The organism is Xenorhabdus sp. SGI 60 (assembly GCF_056632175.1).
Map to the genome: position 1 here is coordinate 135,232 of NZ_CP196860.1, position 15,396 is coordinate 150,627.

The following is a 15,396-nucleotide window of genomic DNA, read 5'->3' on the forward strand; positions in this document are numbered from 1 at the left end:
AACATGCAAGAGAGTTATAAAATCCTTGTTGTTGATGATGATATGCGCTTGCGGGCGTTACTGGAACGCTATTTATCCGAACAGGGGTTCCAGGTGCGTAGCGCAGCAAATGCAGAACAGATGGATCGTTTATTGACCAGAGAATCCATTCAATTGATTGTCCTGGATTTAATGTTGCCGGGCGAAGATGGGTTGTCTATCTGTCGAAGGCTGAGAAGTCAGCATAACGCGATCCCGATCATCATGATATCCGCGAAAGGGGAAGAGGTTGATCGGATTGTGGGGCTTGAAATTGGTGCTGATGATTATCTTGCCAAGCCTTTTAACCCGCGTGAATTGTTGGCACGTATGCGTGCTGTCCTGCGGCGACAGGCGAAAGAATTGCCGGGGGCGCCGACGCCGGATGATGCGGTGATCAAGTTTGGGAAATTTAAACTTGATCTTGGAACGCGTGAAATGTTTCATCAAGATGAATTGTTACCTTTGACCAGTGGGGAATTTTCCGTGTTGAAGGTGTTGGTTTCTTACCCACGTGAACCATTATCACGGGATAAATTGATGAATCTGGCTCGGGGACGAGAGTATGGTGCGATGGAGCGTTCCATTGATGTCCAGATTTCCCGTCTGCGTCGTCTGATTGAAGAAGATCCTGCCCATCCGCGTTATATCCAGACGGTTTGGGGGCTGGGATACGTTTTTGTTCCTGATGGAAACAAGGTATGAAAAAGCCCAGTGTAAAAAAGTATTGGCTTTCTCTGCGTACTTTGTTTTTCCGTGTCCTGTACTTAGTGCTGGGCAGCTTGCTGTTCAGCTCTCTGGTTACCTTACTGCTGGTGGTATTAGAATCGCTTCCTTTTAACGCGGTATTTCCCTATCTCTTTATCAGTGTTTTTGCGGTGGCATTGTCCGTGTTCATGGTGTTCGGGCGATATTCCGCTGTCCAGAAACATTCATTGAAAGCTATGCGGAAAGCCGTTATCGACATGGGAAAAGGAAAAAGAGGCTCCTCAGTGCCTGAAAGGGGGACGCCCGCTATCCGTTCCGTGATTAGGGCGCTTAACCAATTGTCGGCGGAGCTGAAATCACAGGAAAGCGATTGGGCGGTATTAATGGCTGGCGTGAGCCATGACTTGCGCACTCCGCTTACCCGTATTCGTCTGGCGATGGAAATGATGGAGGGAAAAGATGATTTTCTGACAGAATCTGTCCATCAGGACATTGAAGAGTGCAATGCCATGATTGATCAATTCATTGATTATCAACGGACAGGGCAGGATATGCCGATGACATGCTGTGAATTGAACGGGTTGCTTGGAGAGGTAATTGCAGCAGAACAGCGTTGTGCGGCAGATACCGATATTGAAAATCGTTTAGCTACAAGTTCGATTTTCATTTTAGCCCATTCTTTTTCCATCAAACGTGTACTGGTCAATCTGTTTACTAATGCCCGGCGTTATGGCAATGGGTGGGTTCGTATCAGTAGTGGCTCAACAGAAAAATTTGGCTGGTTTCAGGTTGAGGACAACGGTACTGGAATGACGAAAGAAGCCGCCGCCATTTTATTTCAGCCTTTTATGCAGGGAAATAATAGAAGTGAAATAAATAATAGGGCGAAATAAATAGGGGCGTGGGGCTGGGGCTGGCGATCATCCGCCGTATCATTGATAGCCACGGGGGGATATTCAGGTGGGGAGCAGTGAAAAACAGGGGTTATCCATTCGTATATATATTCCATTGAGTGCAACATAAGAACATCGTTGAACACAAAATAAGGCACTACCGCAACCTCCTGTCATAAAAATGTCATAATTCATACATCTTATTGTCATTGAATTCACCTATTTTCTTTATTGAATCATTTTCTTACCTGAATATCAGATTGTCAGCGATACCTGTCATTTATTTTTCATTCATGATGCGTATTCCAACAGGAGATAGTATGAAATCAATGCGTACCACCGTGGCGAGTATCATGGTTACTGTATTTGCCATGACATCCCTGTCTTCATTTGCTGCCGCCAGCTTGACGGGGGCAGGTGCAACATTTCCTGCTCCGATATATACCAAATGGGCGGATTCTTATCAGAAAGAAACGGGTAACAAAATCAATTATCAAGGCATCGGTTCTTCTGGGGGGGTAAAACAGATTATTGCTAATACCGTTGATTTTGGCGCATCTGATGCCCCGCTTTCTGACGAAAAATTGGCGACTGATGGTTTGTTCCAGTTTCCAACGGTAATCGGTGGGATTGTGCTGGCGGTGAACATTACCGGTGTTAAAGCGGGTCAGTTGATTCTGGATGGCAAAACCCTTGGTGATATTTATCTGGGTAATATCAAGAAATGGAATGATCCAGCGATTGCAAAGTTGAACCCCGATCTCAAACTGCCAGAGCAAAACATTGCTGTGATTCGTCGCGCTGATGGTTCAGGGACTTCCTACGTTTTTACGAGTTACCTGTCCAAAGTTAACAGCGATTGGAAACAAAAAGTTGGGGCTGGCTCTACCGTCAAATGGCCAACAGGATTGGGCGGTAAAGGTAATGACGGGATTGCTGCATTTGTTCAGCGTCTGCCGGGTTCGATTGGTTATGTCGAATATGCCTATGCAAAGCAGAATCACCTGGCTTATACCAAACTGATTTCAGCGGATGGTGCCGTGCTAGCGCCTACCGAAGAGAACTTTAGTGCGGCGGCCAAAGGGGCAGATTGGAGCCACAGCTTTGCCCAAGATCTGACAAACCAGAAAGGCGATAATGCGTGGCCAATTACCTCGACGACATTCATTCTTATCCACAAGCAACAGGCAAATGCTGCCAATGGTATCGCAGTGCTGAACTTTTTCAATTGGGCCTATAACAACGGTAAAAAGCAGGCGAAGGCGCTGGATTATGCCACCCTGCCGGAAGAAGTGGTCAGCCAGGTGCGTGCAGCGTGGAAGAGTAATCTCCCCTTTTATTAAGGGGAAATAACCTAACATGAGAATGAAGCGTATGGCCGAACGTAAAACGGCACTGAAAGCACCACGCAAAAATGGTGACATTATCTTCAGCGCGCTGGTTAAGTTAGCGGCGCTGCTAACTTTATTTCTGCTGGGAGGCATTATCATTTCGCTGATCATTGCTTCCTGGCCGAGTATACAAGCATTTGGTTTTGCTTTCTTATGGAGCAAAGAGTGGGATGCGCCGGCAGGGATGTTTGGCGCATTGATACCGATTTATGGCACATTGATGACTTCGTTAGTTGCCTTGATTATTGCGGTTCCCGTGAGTTTTGGTATCGCCCTGTTTCTGACGGAATTGTCACCAAACTGGCTAAAACGCCCGTTGGGTATGGCGATTGAGTTATTGGCAGCGATCCCCAGCATTGTTTATGGCATGTGGGGGCTGTTTGTTTTCGCTCCACTGTTTGCCACCTATTTTCAGCAACCCGTTGGTGACGTGTTCTCCAGTATTCCCATCGTGGGTGCGCTATTCTCCGGTCCTGCCTTTGGCATCGGCATTCTGGCGGCGGGTGTCATTCTTGCCATCATGATTATCCCCTATATCGCTTCTGTCATGCGTGATGTGTTTGAACAGACCCCTGTGATGATGAAAGAATCTGCCTATGGTATCGGTTGTACAACATGGGAAGTGATTTGGCATATCGTCTTGCCGTATACCAGGAATGGTGTAATTGGTGGCGTCATGTTGGGGCTTGGCCGGGCATTGGGAGAAACAATGGCTGTCACTTTTATTATCGGTAATACCTACCAACTTGATAGTTTGTCTCTGTATATGCCGGGGAACAGTATCACTTCTGCATTGGCAAATGAATTTGCTGAGGCTGAATCAGGCCTGCATACCGCCGCATTGATGGAGCTGGGGCTGATTTTATTTGTCATCACTTTTATTGTATTGGCGTTATCAAAATTGATGATTCTGCGTCTGGCAAAAAATGAGGGGCAGCGCTGAGATGACAACCATCAATGAGCAACCCTCACATTTAGTCAATACAGTAAATGAAGCGGAGATGAAAAGCCGTCGCCGTATGCAGTCATGGCGTCGTCAGAAAAACCGGCTGGCGCTGATGCTATCCATGATGACGATGGCATTCGGTTTATTTTGGCTGGGCTGGATTTTAATCTCCACTGTCACTAAAGGTATCGATGGTATGTCGCTGGCGTTGTTTACTGAAATGACGCCACCTCCCAATACCGAGGGTGGTGGGCTGGCAAACGCCATTGTGGGTAGCGGTTTGCTGATCTTCTGGGCGACGGTGTTTGGTACGCCATTGGGGATTATGGCGGGAATTTATCTGGCGGAGTATGGCCGCCGTTCATGGCTGGCAGAAATCATCCGCTTTATTAATGACATCCTGCTTTCAGCCCCTTCGATTGTGGTTGGATTATTTGTCTACACGGTTGTGGTGGCAAAAGTGCAACACTTTTCGGGTTGGGCAGGAGTCATTGCACTGGCACTGTTGCAGATCCCCATTGTTATTCGTACGACGGAAAACATGCTGAAATTGGTGCCGGATAACTTGCGTGAAGCCGCTTATGCACTGGGCACACCGAAATGGAAAATGATCTCTGCCATCACTTTGAAAGCCTCAATATCTGGCATTATGACCGGTGTATTGCTGGCTATTGCTCGTATCGCCGGTGAAACGGCGCCCTTGTTGTTCACTTCGCTTTCCAACCAGTTCTGGAGCACCGATCTTAGCCAGCCGATGGCCAACTTGCCTGTCACTATTTTCAAGTTTGCCATGAGTCCATTCTCTGACTGGCAGCAATTGGCATGGGCGGGGGTATTATTGATTACGCTATGTGTATTGCTAATTAACATTGTGGCGCGGGCGTTGTTTGTGAAGAAAAAGTACTGATATTTTTTCAAAGGAACAAAAGCAGAAAGTATTAAAGAGACAAATACTGATGAATAAGGCTAATGACGTTATTTCAGTAAACAATACGGCGATAAACAACATGGCAGTCAATAAAATCGCAGGAAGTAAAATTCAGGTACGTGATCTGAATTTCTATTACGGCAAGTTTCATGCATTGAAAAATATTACGCTGGATATCGTACAAAATAAGGTAACGGCATTTATCGGGCCATCGGGCTGTGGTAAGTCCACGTTACTGCGTACTTTCAATAAAATGTATGAATTGTACGGTGATCAGCGCGTTGAAGGTGAAATTATTCTGGATGGCACCAATATCCTGACAGACAAGCAAGATGTTGCCTTGCTACGTGCCAAAGTTGGGATGGTCTTCCAGAAGCCGACACCATTCCCGATGTCCATTTACGACAATATTGCTTTCGGGGTGCGCCTGTTTGAAAAACTGCCCAGAGCAGAGATGGATGAACGTGTCCAATGGGCGTTGACCAAAGCGGCATTGTGGCATGAAACCAAAGATAAATTACACCAGAGTGGGTATAGCCTTTCTGGTGGTCAACAACAGCGTCTGTGTATCGCCCGTGGTATTGCTATTCGTCCTGAGATTTTGTTGCTGGATGAACCCTGTTCGGCACTTGATCCCATCTCGACAGGGCGCATTGAAGAGTTGATCAGCGAACTGAAATCGGAATATACCGTCGTGATCGTCACCCACAATATGCAGCAGGCGGCTCGCTGTTCGGATTACACGGCCTTTATGTACCTTGGTGAACTGATTGAATTTAGCGATACCGATAGATTGTTTACCACACCAAAGATGAAACAGACCGAAGATTACATTACCGGCCGTTACGGTTAAGAAGGTACAGGGGTATAGCATAATATGGACAATCTGAATCTCAGCAAACATATCTCCGGTCAGTTCACTGCTGAACTGGAACATATTCGTACAGAATTGATGACAATGGGCGGGCTGGTGGAAGAACAGCTCAGTAAGGCAATTCTGGCGATGCACAACCAGGATGAAGTGTTGGCGCGGCAAGTGATTGAGGATGACCAAAAGGTCAATATGATGGAAGTGGCGATTGATGAGGCGTGTGTCCGCATCATTGCAAAACGTCAACCGACGGCCAGTGATTTGCGTCTGATCATGATGATTTCAAAGACCATTGCTGAACTGGAGCGGATTGGCGATGTTGCCGATAAGATCTGCCAGACTGCGCTTGAAAGATTTTCACATCAACAGAAATCCTTGCTGGTCAGTTTGGAATCATTGGGACGCCATACGATCCAAATGTTGCATGATGTGTTGGATGCCTTTGCCCGTATGGATCTGCAAGAAGCTATCCGTATCTACCGTGAAGACAAAAAAGTTGATCAGGAATACGAAAGCATTATCCGTCAACTCATGACCTACATGATGGAAGATCCCAGAACGATTCCGAGTGTCATGACGGCGCTTTTCTGTGCCCGCTCGATTGAGCGCATTGGTGACCGTTGCCAGAATATTTGTGAATTTATCTTCTATTACGTCAAAGGACAGGATTTCCGCCATATTGGTGGTGACAATCTGGAAAAATTACTGACCCAAAAAGAATAGTTTTATTCCAAATTTGAATAAATATAGTATTTTATATTATTTCAGGTGCTATATCGAAATTGATAGCTTTTGTTGATATATAAAAATTAATAACCAACAGGGGTGTACAATGAAGATGCGCAACAAATCTCGCGTAGCGGTTACCGCTCTGCTGACCAGTTTGGCCTTGGTTTCAGGAGTGGCAAAAGCAGATAAACTCGATGACATTAAAAAAGCCGGCACGGTACGTATTGCGGTATTTGACAGTAACCCACCATTTGGTTTTATCGATCCCAAAACGAAAAAATTGGCAGGCTATGATGTCGATATTGCCAATGCGATTGCTAATGATTTAGGGGTGAAACTGGAATTGCGCCCAACAAATCCGGCAAACCGTATTCCTCTGCTTTCTTCCAAAAAAATTGACTTAATTGCCGCTAACTTCACCATCACTGACGAACGTGCAAAGCAAGTTGATTTTTCCGTTCCTTATTTTGCCACGGGCCAGAAGTTCATTGCCCGTAAAGGCGTTCTGACCAAGCCGGATGATATTGCCAAACTGCGTATTGGTGCAGATAAGGGAACGGTACAGGAGATTACCCTGCGTGAACGTTATCCAACCACCAAAGTGATCTCTTATGACGATACGCCGCTGGCATTTGCGGCGTTGAGAAATGGCAATGTTCAGGCGATTACGCAGGATGATGCGAAACTGGTCGGTTTACTGGCAAATGTACCCGAAGCCCAGAAAGCCGATTTTGAAATTTCCCCTTTCAGCATTACTCGTGAATATCAAGCAGTTGCGGCCTCCAAAGGAGAAAAGCGATTGGTTGATTCAGTTAACCAAACCTTAGTGAAATTGGAAAAAGAGGGTGAAGCAGAGAAAATCTATAATCGCTGGTTTGGCCCAGACACTAAATCCGCTCAACCGCGTGGTGATTTTAAATTTGCTCCGTTAGAGGATCAGGCAAAACAGTAATGTTTGTTTAGTGCTTCCATTTAAGAACACAAATTGATTAGCCCCGTTATTTCGGGGCTTTGCTGTTTGTTTATGCGGTGAATGATATGTTTGAGCAATTTATTACCGAGCATTTACTGGCTCCTGAATATCTGCGATGGCTTTGGCAGGGATTTCTGATCACCTTGTGGCTTTCTGCCTGTGTCATTGTCTCTTCCACTTTACTGGGTTTTGTCATTGCGGCGGTACGGGATAGCCAAATCAAGCCTCTGCGCTGGCTGGTTACGGTTTACACTACTGTATTTCGTAACACGCCTTTGTTGGTACAACTGTTTTTCTGGTATTTCGCATCCGGGCAAATTCTGCCACAAGAGGCGATGATGTGGCTGAACACGCCCCACGACACCATGATTTTCGGCCTGACACTGGAATGGCCATCTTTTGAATTTTTAGCGGGATTTCTTGGATTAACCCTCTATTCAGCCCCGTTTGTGGCGGAAGAATTACGAGCAGGTATTCAAGGTGTTGCACGTGGACAGAAATATGCTGCCCATGCATTGGGTTTAACGAGCTGGCAGGCTATGCGTCACGTTGTCTTGCCACAGGCACTGAAAATCGCCATGCCGCCGTTGTTGGGGCAATACATGAATATCGTCAAGAATTCATCATTAACCATGGCGATTGGTGTGGCAGAACTCTCCTATGCTTCCCGTCAGGTAGAAACCCAATCCTTACAAACCTTTGAGGCATTTGGTGTGGCGACAGTACTCTACATCGCCATTATTGCGGTGATGGAAGGTTGGGGACAATGGCGCCAACAGAGAACATTGGCGAGAGGGTATTAATATGGACTTTACTGTTATTGCAGAAAACTGGCGTTATTTGCTATTGGGCACCTTCCCTGATGGGCCACTGGAAGGAGCAGCCTTGACGCTGGTAATCAGTATCATCGCGGGGATGATTTCCATTGTATTGGGGATCTTAGGTGGAATTGCGTTGGCGATGCTACGCGGCTTTTGGGCCAATCTCTTGGCGGCAGTGCTGGGTTTCTTCCGCGCCATTCCGGTCATTATGCTGATTTTCTGGACATATTTCTTGCTGCCCGTCGTATTGGGAATGGAGATCCCTGAAATTACTACCGTTGTCTGTGCGCTGGCATTGATTACTTCGGCCTATTTGGCACATGGCGTTAAAGCGGGGATTTTAGCGATTGGTGATGGTCAATGGCGGGCAGGGTTATCACTGGGTTTCAATCGTTGGGAAGTGCTGTGGTATATCATCCTGCCGCAGGCATTGCGCATGATGGTGCCCTCATTCATCAACCAATGGATTGCGTTAATCAAGGATACCTCATTGGCTTATATCGTCGGGGTAGGGGAATTGTCATTTTTGGCGGCCCAGGTGAATAACCGCAGCATGGTTTATCCGATGGAAGTCTTTTTATTTGTTGCGCTGGTTTATTTTGTGATGTGTTTATCACTGGAATTGATTGCCAATTATGTTGCTCGCCGTTTCTCGGTGAGACGTGAAAAAAACGCAATCTTCGGATTCTGGCGTAAAAAAACGTTGACCGTGGTTCCGCAAAATTAATATCTGGCACTTGGCAGATATTTTTGCTGTTATATTCATTCCCTGCTGTGTAAGGCAGGGATTTCTTATTTACCACTTTAACTTTATTTCATAAAATTCAGGACAAAAGCTACAAAATATAATTTTATTACTCAGCGTCTTGTTAATCATTGTACTCCGGTTGAGGTTATTTATTATAAAAAATAATTAACTCCATGAACCCGTTCCCCCACCTAAATATTATTTTATTATATTCATAATGTTTTTTAAGAAGAATAAATAAAATAACAGCAAAATACTTCTCTGGTTCGAGATGAAAATACTATAAGATTTGCAAAATCACCTTTAATTTGTGATGTGAATCACGAAAATATTTAAAAAATTAATCAGCTTAAAGGAACATTTTCAGAGAGAATCACAAATATAAGGGCTTAGAGGTGCGTAAATTTAGCGGCGCTTAATGCGGCTTTTTCATGTTTATTGGCTCAATTAATGGCGTTTTTCTTTTCCAAACACAGCAATGAGTACTGAGGTTAACAACAGCAATGTCCCTGCTGCGATTAATACCGACAGGAATGAGTGATTGAAAGCCTGTTTTGCTGCATGGACCAGTGACAGTGCGACCTCTCCTTTTAGCCCTTCTGCAACAATAAGTGCCTCATCAATACTGTTTCGTGCCAGTTCTGGAATACTTATATCAGCCGGAAGAATAAATGCGGCAGAATAGACCGCCACCATCAGGCTGCCGAGAACGGCTATCCCGATTAAACTTCCCAGTTCATAAGCGACTTCTTCGATAGAGGCAGCGGTGCCAGCTTTGTTTTCTGGGGCATTTAGCATGATGGATGTGGAAGCGGCGGTCATTGCCGCACCGATACCAAATCCAATGACGAAAAAAGCAGCGATTTGCACAAAAAGCCCAGATTGCAGGCCAGCAAGATAAACAACGATCCCTAGTCCGGCAAAGGCGAGTGAGAGCCACATGATCCGCTCAGCGCCAAATTTGGGTATCGCAATCCCAGCCAGGGGACCGGCAATAAAAGAGGCAATCGGAATGGGTAAAATAAATAATCCCGCCAACAGGGGAGATAGACCCATGGCGAGTTGGAAGCGTTGACTCACAGCAAGTTCCAGACCGACCAGCGCTGCTGTAGACACGAAAGCAGCGACGACTCCCGCGGTGAAAGCACGATTGCGGAAGAGGTTGAAATCGATCATCGGGGTTGATGAACTTAACTGGCGACGAATGAAAATGACCATGAAAATAATGCCTGTGATGCCCACGGTCGTAGCGGTTACCAGTGACGGTACTGGTTTGCTTAACTCCTTGATCGCATAGGTGATACTGACCAAGCCAATCATAATTTGCACCGAAGCAATCAGATCAAAGGAATGATCTGGGTTGTTTGGGCTTTTAGAAATAACGCCTAGTGCAAAGCCAAATGCAATGAGGGCAATCGGGACGTTGATCAGGAAAACCGATCCCCACCAGTAATATTCGAGCAGGAATCCGCCGATAACCGGACCAAGCGCGGCTCCGCCCGAAGCTATGGCAGACCAGATGCCAATGGCAAGTGCCCTTTCGTTTGGGTCTGCAAACGCTTGCCGGACTATGGCGAGTGTCGCAGGCATCATCATCGCCGCGCCAAAAGCAAGTACCACACGCGCAGCAATCAGAGTGGCAGGGTTGGGAGAAAATGCCGCCATCAGCGATGCAACACCGAAAATAGCTAATCCATTAGTAAACAGTTTCTTTGCACCAAAACGGTCACTTAATGCCCCCATAGCGGGAAGTAATCCTGCAATGGTCAACGTATAGGAATTCATGATCCACAGTTTTTCTGAAGCAGAAGCATGCAAATCATGTGTCAGCCGTGGTAAAGCGGTGTATAGCACGGTCATATCAATAACAACTAAGAAAAGTGCACTGGAAATAATAGCGAGCACAAGCCAGCGGATATTCGATTTCATAAGTAAATTCACCAATGCGGTTCGGCAACTTTGCCGAACCTTGACTAAATTGTTGGCGATTATTATAAATACATCCGTATTTAATGAAAAGGAGGTTCACATGGGACGACGTAAAACAATTGACCGAGAAGTTCTGTTGGATGCAGCGGAACATATTGTCACAACACATGGCGCTGCGGCTCTCACGATTGATGCACTGGCGAAGGCGGTTGGTATTACCAAGGGGGGAGTGCAATACAGTTTTAGTACAAAAGATGGCCTTATTGATGCGATGTTTGAGCGTTGGGAGGCGAGTTATGACGGACAGTTTCATGAAATTGCCGGAAATGATCCCCACCCGTTGACAGCCGTGCGTGCGCATATTGAGGCGACCAGACGATCTGATGAAGCATCGACGGCAAAGGCGGCTGGTTTGATGGCGGCTTTATTACAAACACCGGAACATCTTGAATCAACCCGTATCTGGTATCGACAACGCATAGAAGGTTTGGATACAACGACGGAAGAAGGCCGGCAAGCCCGTTTGGTGTTTTTAGCTACAGAGGGGGCATTCGTTTTGCGTTTCTTCGGCTTAATGGATATGTCCGAGGATGAATGGGAAGATATCTTTACCGATATTCTTGCTGCTGTGTCACCCTGAATTTCTCCTGCAAGACCAATAGCGGATAAATCGAATAAAATATCGTCACAAAATGAATTTCTTCAAGAATCATAATGTTATTTAAGTCATTGATTACACGTGTCGCAATCGTTTTCTTTTTTGTCGTTTCAGGGTAACGATTTATGTAGGTTTCCTGTAGGATAGGCCGAAAACTTCGCTTTTTTTGGGAAACAATATTACATGAGCACAATAAATTCTGGCTCTGCTCATCGTCAGGGTCTGCTTCAGCGTGTGTTTAAATTAGGGGAACATGGCACGACAGTTCGTACCGAAATAGTTGCCGGATTAACGACGTTTCTGACGATGGTTTATATCGTCTTTGTTAACCCGCAAATTCTGGCGGTTGCCGGCATGGATATTAAAGCGGTATTTGTCACGACCTGTTTAATTGCCGCCGTTGGCAGCATTATGATGGGATTAATGGCGAATCTGCCTGTGGCCGTTGCACCTGCGATGGGCTTGAATGCGTTTTTTGCCTTTGTTGTGGTCGGTGCGATGGGGCTTTCATGGCAGGTTGCGATGGGGGCGATTTTCTGGGGTGCGGTGGGACTGTTTATATTGACGCTCCTTCGTGTCCGCTACTGGATGATCGCCAATATTCCATTGAGCTTGCGAGTGGGTATTACCAGTGGTATCGGTCTTTTTATTGCTATGATGGGGCTGAAAAATGCAGGCATTATCGTGCCTAATCCCGACACGATTGTGTCAATCGGCAACTTTGCTTCCCATAATGTCTTATTGGGGACATTGGGCTTTTTTATCATTGCCATTTTAGCAGCCCGCAATTTCCATGCTGCGGTGTTGGTTTCGATTATCGTGACAACCGGCATCGGTTTGATGATGGGCTATGTGGAATATCACGGCATTTTTGATCTGCCGCCTAATGTGATGAGCGTGGTAGGTAACGTTGATGTAAAAGGCGCACTCGATATTGCGTTGGCTGGCGTAATTTTCTCATTTATGTTGGTGAACTTGTTTGATTCTTCCGGCACATTGATTGGTGTGACGGATAAAGCAGGTATTGCTGACAGTAATGGTAAATTCCCACGCATGAAGCAAGCCTTGTACGTGGACAGTATCAGTTCGGTGGCTGGCTCTTACATCGGGACTTCTTCGGTTACCGCCTATATTGAAAGCTCGTCTGGCGTTTCTGTTGGTGGCCGGACTGGCTTGACGGCGATTGTCGTGGGTATTTTATTCTTGCTGGTCATGTTTATCTCTCCGCTGGCAAGCATGGTGCCGGCTTATGCGACCGCGGGCGCTCTGATCTATGTGGGCGTTTTGATGACTTCCAGCCTGACAAGGGTGAAATGGAACGATCTGACTGAATCCGTCCCTGCTTTTATCACCGCAGTGATGATGCCATTTAGCTTCTCCATTACCGAAGGCATTGCACTGGGTTTTATCGCCTACTGTGCCATGAAATTGGGTACGGGCAAATGGCGTGAAGTTGGTCCCTGTGTTCTGGTTGTGACATTACTGTTTGTATTGAAAATGGTGTTTGTGGATGCCCACTGACCCCGATTGACATGGTAATGAAGAAAGCCTGACTGGTATTCACGTCAGGCTTTCTTATTTCTACCCTTGCATACTGTTAGGTGCCACAAAGCCAATGCAGACAGTATCTAACTCAGCACTGGGTTGGGCCTGGAAGGAAAGCGCTTCTTTGTGACTGAGCACCAATGATGGCCATTGTTCAAACGTGTGTTGGAAATCTTCCTCTGCACAGCTTTTTCCTCGTTCTCCCACTAACAAGGCACCATATTGCACCATATTGCCCTGTTTGATATGGCGGTTATAGATATTGGGTGGCATACCTTTGTCTAATTCCCAGGGTTGTATCGTTTCTGGATGATGGTGGCTGTAAAATGTCAGCCATTGATGCAGATATTCTCCACCAACATAACGTAATGGCGTTGGATACAATTCGTTCCAGCGTTGATCCAATTGGCTGGCGAAGGTTTTTATACCAACAAACTTTTGTCCTGCATCACGGACATTTGCCATCATCACACTGACGTAACCGAGCAACACCAATACACCAAACACGGCCAATCCCCGTAATGTGCCTCGCAAGGGTTTATTGGGAAAGACCGTTATCGATCCCACCAGCAATGCCGGCGAAACTGTCATAAAAGGTTGTACCCATTCGGTCATGCGCCCGCCCTGATTGAAGGAGAACCAGCCATAAATCAGCAGCAGAGGCAGCAGGATCACGATATTAATCAGCGCACTGGATTGATGCCTGGGCCAGCCAATCCGACCACCGAGCAGATAAATAATGGCACCGACGATAATTAACGGGTAGAACACGGAAAGGACAGCGCGCGTGGTATGTAGATTGAACCCTTCCTGAATTTGGGAATCTACCCACTTAAATGCGACGAAATCGTTATGCACCAGCCACCAAACGTTCGGTAGTACCAGTGCAAACCAGATGACAATGGCGAGATAAAATAGTGGCTCCCGATAGTTGCGGCGGACTTTAGGCTCGAACAGGGAGAGCAAAAAGACCGAGCCGACTATAGCAAGCGAAGAATACTTTGCCATCGTTGCCAGCCCTGTGGTGAGGGCGAATGCCAGCCACCATTTGGGGTGATCGTCAATGGCACGCAGGAAAAACAGCAATGACCAAGGCCAGAGCATAACCAAAAAGTAATTATCATTATAAGGAATGATATCAAAATTGATGACACCGGATAGATTTAGAGTCAGCATGGCAAGCCATGCGAGTACAATTTTGCCTGTCAGCCGGAAAGCCAGTTGCCAAACCCCAAGCATACCAATGGCAATAGCAACAAAGTGGGTGAAATACCAATAAAAACTAAGAGAAATGTCGCTGATAGAGATAGCGGGTAGCATGATGGCTCCCACTAGCCACGGATTTTTGGGTGAACCCCATTCCCCATTAATACCCCAATTTAAAGCTTCTACGGCATCATAAGGAACGGTGGGATCGAGAAAATAACTTGCTATTATCCACAAAACGGCATAACCAGTGACCCAAAGATACAATGGCATGCGATAAGAAAAGGTATCAAAAAAACGCATGGTAGCCTGAACATATTATTTGAGTTAAATCTATCTATAATACTAGACGAAATTTAAACAATAAGTGAATGATATTGGATGTTAAAGGGAGTTTCTGTTAGATTCCGCCGAAAATATCTTGATAAAAATAAGTTGAGTCACAAGCTATGAGCCTGTTAAAGAAAAAATCACCGGCGAAACCTTCCGCTGGTAAGCAAAAAAGAAAAAGTCGCGCAGAGCTGGATGCAGAAGGACGCGAACGTAAACGCCAGAAAAAGCGCCGTGGTCATTCGGCCGGCAGCCGTCATAACAGTGATGACGGTAATAAGCGTAAGGTAGTCAAGCAGGAACAAGATCCACGTGTCGGCAGTAAAGTTCCGGTTCCTCTGATCGTAGGCGAAAAAGCAACGATAATGAAACCCGCAGTTAAGCCGGTGGTAGAGCAACAAAAACCACGCCTGTCACCGCAGGAAGAGCTGGAAATGCTGGAACATGATGAGCGATTGGATGACTTGTTGGCACGCCTTGAACAAGGTGAAAAATTGTCTCAGGAAGACAATGCTTATGTCGACAATACGCTTGATCGCATTGATACCCTGATGGAAGAGTTGGGCATCGAGCTGGAAGAAGAGGACAGTGAAGAAAAACCACAGGAAGATATCATGCAATTGCTGAAGGGTAAGTAACACTTTCATCAATGAATTGTGATCGTAAAAGGCGGGTTCATTCTGATAACCATGATATTAATAA

At 46.0% G+C, this 15,396-nt stretch carries 15 protein-coding genes; 13 read left to right on the forward strand and 2 right to left on the reverse strand.

The window, feature by feature from the left end:
* The first annotated feature begins 3 nt into the window (after positions 1 to 3).
* From ompR to ACSJJG_RS00660, 10 genes are all read left to right on the forward strand, one after another.
* Positions 4 to 723, forward strand: a complete 720-nt coding sequence (gene ompR / locus ACSJJG_RS00615) for an osmolarity response regulator transcription factor OmpR (RefSeq protein ID WP_481088090.1) — start codon at positions 4 to 6, stop codon at positions 721 to 723.
* Positions 720 to 1,619 (forward strand): histidine kinase dimerization/phospho-acceptor domain-containing protein, encoded by a 900-nt coding sequence (locus ACSJJG_RS00620; protein WP_481088091.1) that lies wholly within the window; start codon positions 720 to 722, stop codon positions 1,617 to 1,619. Before ompR ends, ACSJJG_RS00620 begins: the two co-directional genes overlap by 4 nt.
* A gap of 320 nt (positions 1,620 to 1,939) precedes the next feature.
* Positions 1,940 to 2,962, forward strand: coding sequence for a phosphate ABC transporter substrate-binding protein PstS (gene pstS, locus ACSJJG_RS00625; protein WP_481088092.1), 1,023 nt, complete (start codon positions 1,940 to 1,942; stop codon positions 2,960 to 2,962).
* Positions 2,963 to 2,993: 31 nt separating this feature from the next.
* Complete coding sequence (pstC, locus tag ACSJJG_RS00630) at positions 2,994 to 3,953, forward strand: phosphate ABC transporter permease PstC (protein WP_481090339.1); 960 nt, start codon at positions 2,994 to 2,996, stop codon at positions 3,951 to 3,953.
* A 1-nt stretch (position 3,954) separates the two neighbouring features.
* Positions 3,955 to 4,863, forward strand: coding sequence for a phosphate ABC transporter permease PstA (pstA, locus tag ACSJJG_RS00635; RefSeq protein WP_481088093.1), 909 nt, complete (start codon positions 3,955 to 3,957; stop codon positions 4,861 to 4,863).
* 100 nt (positions 4,864 to 4,963) lie between these two features.
* A complete protein-coding gene (gene pstB / locus ACSJJG_RS00640; RefSeq protein ID WP_481090340.1) occupies positions 4,964 to 5,737 on the forward strand; it encodes a phosphate ABC transporter ATP-binding protein PstB in 774 nt (257 codons plus the stop codon).
* 24 nt (positions 5,738 to 5,761) lie between these two features.
* Entirely contained in the window at positions 5,762 to 6,478 is a 717-nt protein-coding gene (gene phoU, locus ACSJJG_RS00645) for a phosphate signaling complex protein PhoU (RefSeq protein WP_481088094.1), read from the forward strand.
* 109 nt (positions 6,479 to 6,587) lie between these two features.
* The gene (locus ACSJJG_RS00650) at positions 6,588 to 7,436 is read left to right on the forward strand and encodes an ABC transporter substrate-binding protein (RefSeq protein ID WP_481088095.1); all 849 of its coding nucleotides are present in this window, start codon (positions 6,588 to 6,590) and stop codon (positions 7,434 to 7,436) included.
* Positions 7,437 to 7,522: 86 nt separating this feature from the next.
* On the forward strand, positions 7,523 to 8,260 hold the full coding sequence (locus ACSJJG_RS00655) for an amino acid ABC transporter permease (protein ID WP_481088096.1): 738 nt from the start codon (positions 7,523 to 7,525) through the stop codon (positions 8,258 to 8,260).
* 1 nt (position 8,261) lies between these two features.
* Complete coding sequence (locus tag ACSJJG_RS00660) at positions 8,262 to 9,005, forward strand: amino acid ABC transporter permease (protein ID WP_481088097.1); 744 nt, start codon at positions 8,262 to 8,264, stop codon at positions 9,003 to 9,005.
* A gap of 468 nt (positions 9,006 to 9,473) precedes the next feature.
* On the opposite strand, the gene ACSJJG_RS00665 is transcribed toward ACSJJG_RS00660, so the two are convergent.
* The gene (locus ACSJJG_RS00665; protein WP_481088098.1) at positions 9,474 to 10,955 is read right to left on the reverse strand and encodes an MFS transporter; all 1,482 of its coding nucleotides are present in this window, start codon (positions 10,953 to 10,955) and stop codon (positions 9,474 to 9,476) included.
* A gap of 100 nt (positions 10,956 to 11,055) precedes the next feature.
* Here ACSJJG_RS00665 and ACSJJG_RS00670 point away from each other — a divergent pair, with 100 nt between their 5' ends.
* Together ACSJJG_RS00670 and ACSJJG_RS00675 are read left to right on the forward strand one after the other, a co-directional pair.
* Positions 11,056 to 11,595 (forward strand): TetR/AcrR family transcriptional regulator, encoded by a 540-nt coding sequence (locus ACSJJG_RS00670; protein WP_481088099.1) that lies wholly within the window; start codon positions 11,056 to 11,058, stop codon positions 11,593 to 11,595.
* Between the two features lie 201 nt (positions 11,596 to 11,796).
* Complete coding sequence (locus ACSJJG_RS00675; RefSeq protein ID WP_481088100.1) at positions 11,797 to 13,134, forward strand: NCS2 family permease; 1,338 nt, start codon at positions 11,797 to 11,799, stop codon at positions 13,132 to 13,134.
* Between the two features lie 60 nt (positions 13,135 to 13,194).
* Here the strand turns inward: ACSJJG_RS00675 and ACSJJG_RS00680 are convergent, their stop codons facing one another.
* Positions 13,195 to 14,667: a glycosyltransferase family 39 protein gene (locus ACSJJG_RS00680; RefSeq protein ID WP_481088101.1), complete on the reverse strand. Its 1,473-nt coding sequence runs from the start codon at positions 14,665 to 14,667 to the stop codon at positions 13,195 to 13,197.
* Between the two features lie 146 nt (positions 14,668 to 14,813).
* On the opposite strand from ACSJJG_RS00680, the gene yihI reads away from it, so the two are divergent.
* Positions 14,814 to 15,332, forward strand: coding sequence for a Der GTPase-activating protein YihI (gene yihI / locus ACSJJG_RS00685; RefSeq protein WP_481088102.1), 519 nt, complete (start codon positions 14,814 to 14,816; stop codon positions 15,330 to 15,332).
* The last annotated feature ends 64 nt before the right edge of the window (positions 15,333 to 15,396 follow it).

What these genes read in the sequence shown, in the direction of transcription:
- ACSJJG_RS00675 (WP_481088100.1), top strand. Translation starts at nt 11,797, where the DNA reads ATGAGCACAATAAATTCTGGCTCTGCTCATCGTCAGGGTCTGCTTCAG.
- ompR (WP_481088090.1), top strand. Translation starts at nt 4, where the DNA reads ATGCAAGAGAGTTATAAAATCCTTGTTGTTGATGATGATATGCGCTTG.
- pstC (WP_481090339.1), top strand. Translation starts at nt 2,994, where the DNA reads ATGGCCGAACGTAAAACGGCACTGAAAGCACCACGCAAAAATGGTGAC.
- ACSJJG_RS00680 (WP_481088101.1), bottom strand. Translation starts at nt 14,667, where the DNA reads ATGCGTTTTTTTGATACCTTTTCTTATCGCATGCCATTGTATCTTTGG.
- phoU (WP_481088094.1), top strand. Translation starts at nt 5,762, where the DNA reads ATGGACAATCTGAATCTCAGCAAACATATCTCCGGTCAGTTCACTGCT.
- ACSJJG_RS00620 (WP_481088091.1), top strand. Translation starts at nt 720, where the DNA reads ATGAAAAAGCCCAGTGTAAAAAAGTATTGGCTTTCTCTGCGTACTTTG.
- pstB (WP_481090340.1), top strand. Translation starts at nt 4,964, where the DNA reads ATGGCAGTCAATAAAATCGCAGGAAGTAAAATTCAGGTACGTGATCTG.
- ACSJJG_RS00670 (WP_481088099.1), top strand. Translation starts at nt 11,056, where the DNA reads ATGGGACGACGTAAAACAATTGACCGAGAAGTTCTGTTGGATGCAGCG.
- ACSJJG_RS00655 (WP_481088096.1), top strand. Translation starts at nt 7,523, where the DNA reads ATGTTTGAGCAATTTATTACCGAGCATTTACTGGCTCCTGAATATCTG.
- pstS (WP_481088092.1), top strand. Translation starts at nt 1,940, where the DNA reads ATGAAATCAATGCGTACCACCGTGGCGAGTATCATGGTTACTGTATTT.
- ACSJJG_RS00650 (WP_481088095.1), top strand. Translation starts at nt 6,588, where the DNA reads ATGAAGATGCGCAACAAATCTCGCGTAGCGGTTACCGCTCTGCTGACC.
- yihI (WP_481088102.1), top strand. Translation starts at nt 14,814, where the DNA reads ATGAGCCTGTTAAAGAAAAAATCACCGGCGAAACCTTCCGCTGGTAAG.
- ACSJJG_RS00665 (WP_481088098.1), bottom strand. Translation starts at nt 10,955, where the DNA reads ATGAAATCGAATATCCGCTGGCTTGTGCTCGCTATTATTTCCAGTGCA.
- pstA (WP_481088093.1), top strand. Translation starts at nt 3,955, where the DNA reads ATGACAACCATCAATGAGCAACCCTCACATTTAGTCAATACAGTAAAT.
- ACSJJG_RS00660 (WP_481088097.1), top strand. Translation starts at nt 8,262, where the DNA reads ATGGACTTTACTGTTATTGCAGAAAACTGGCGTTATTTGCTATTGGGC.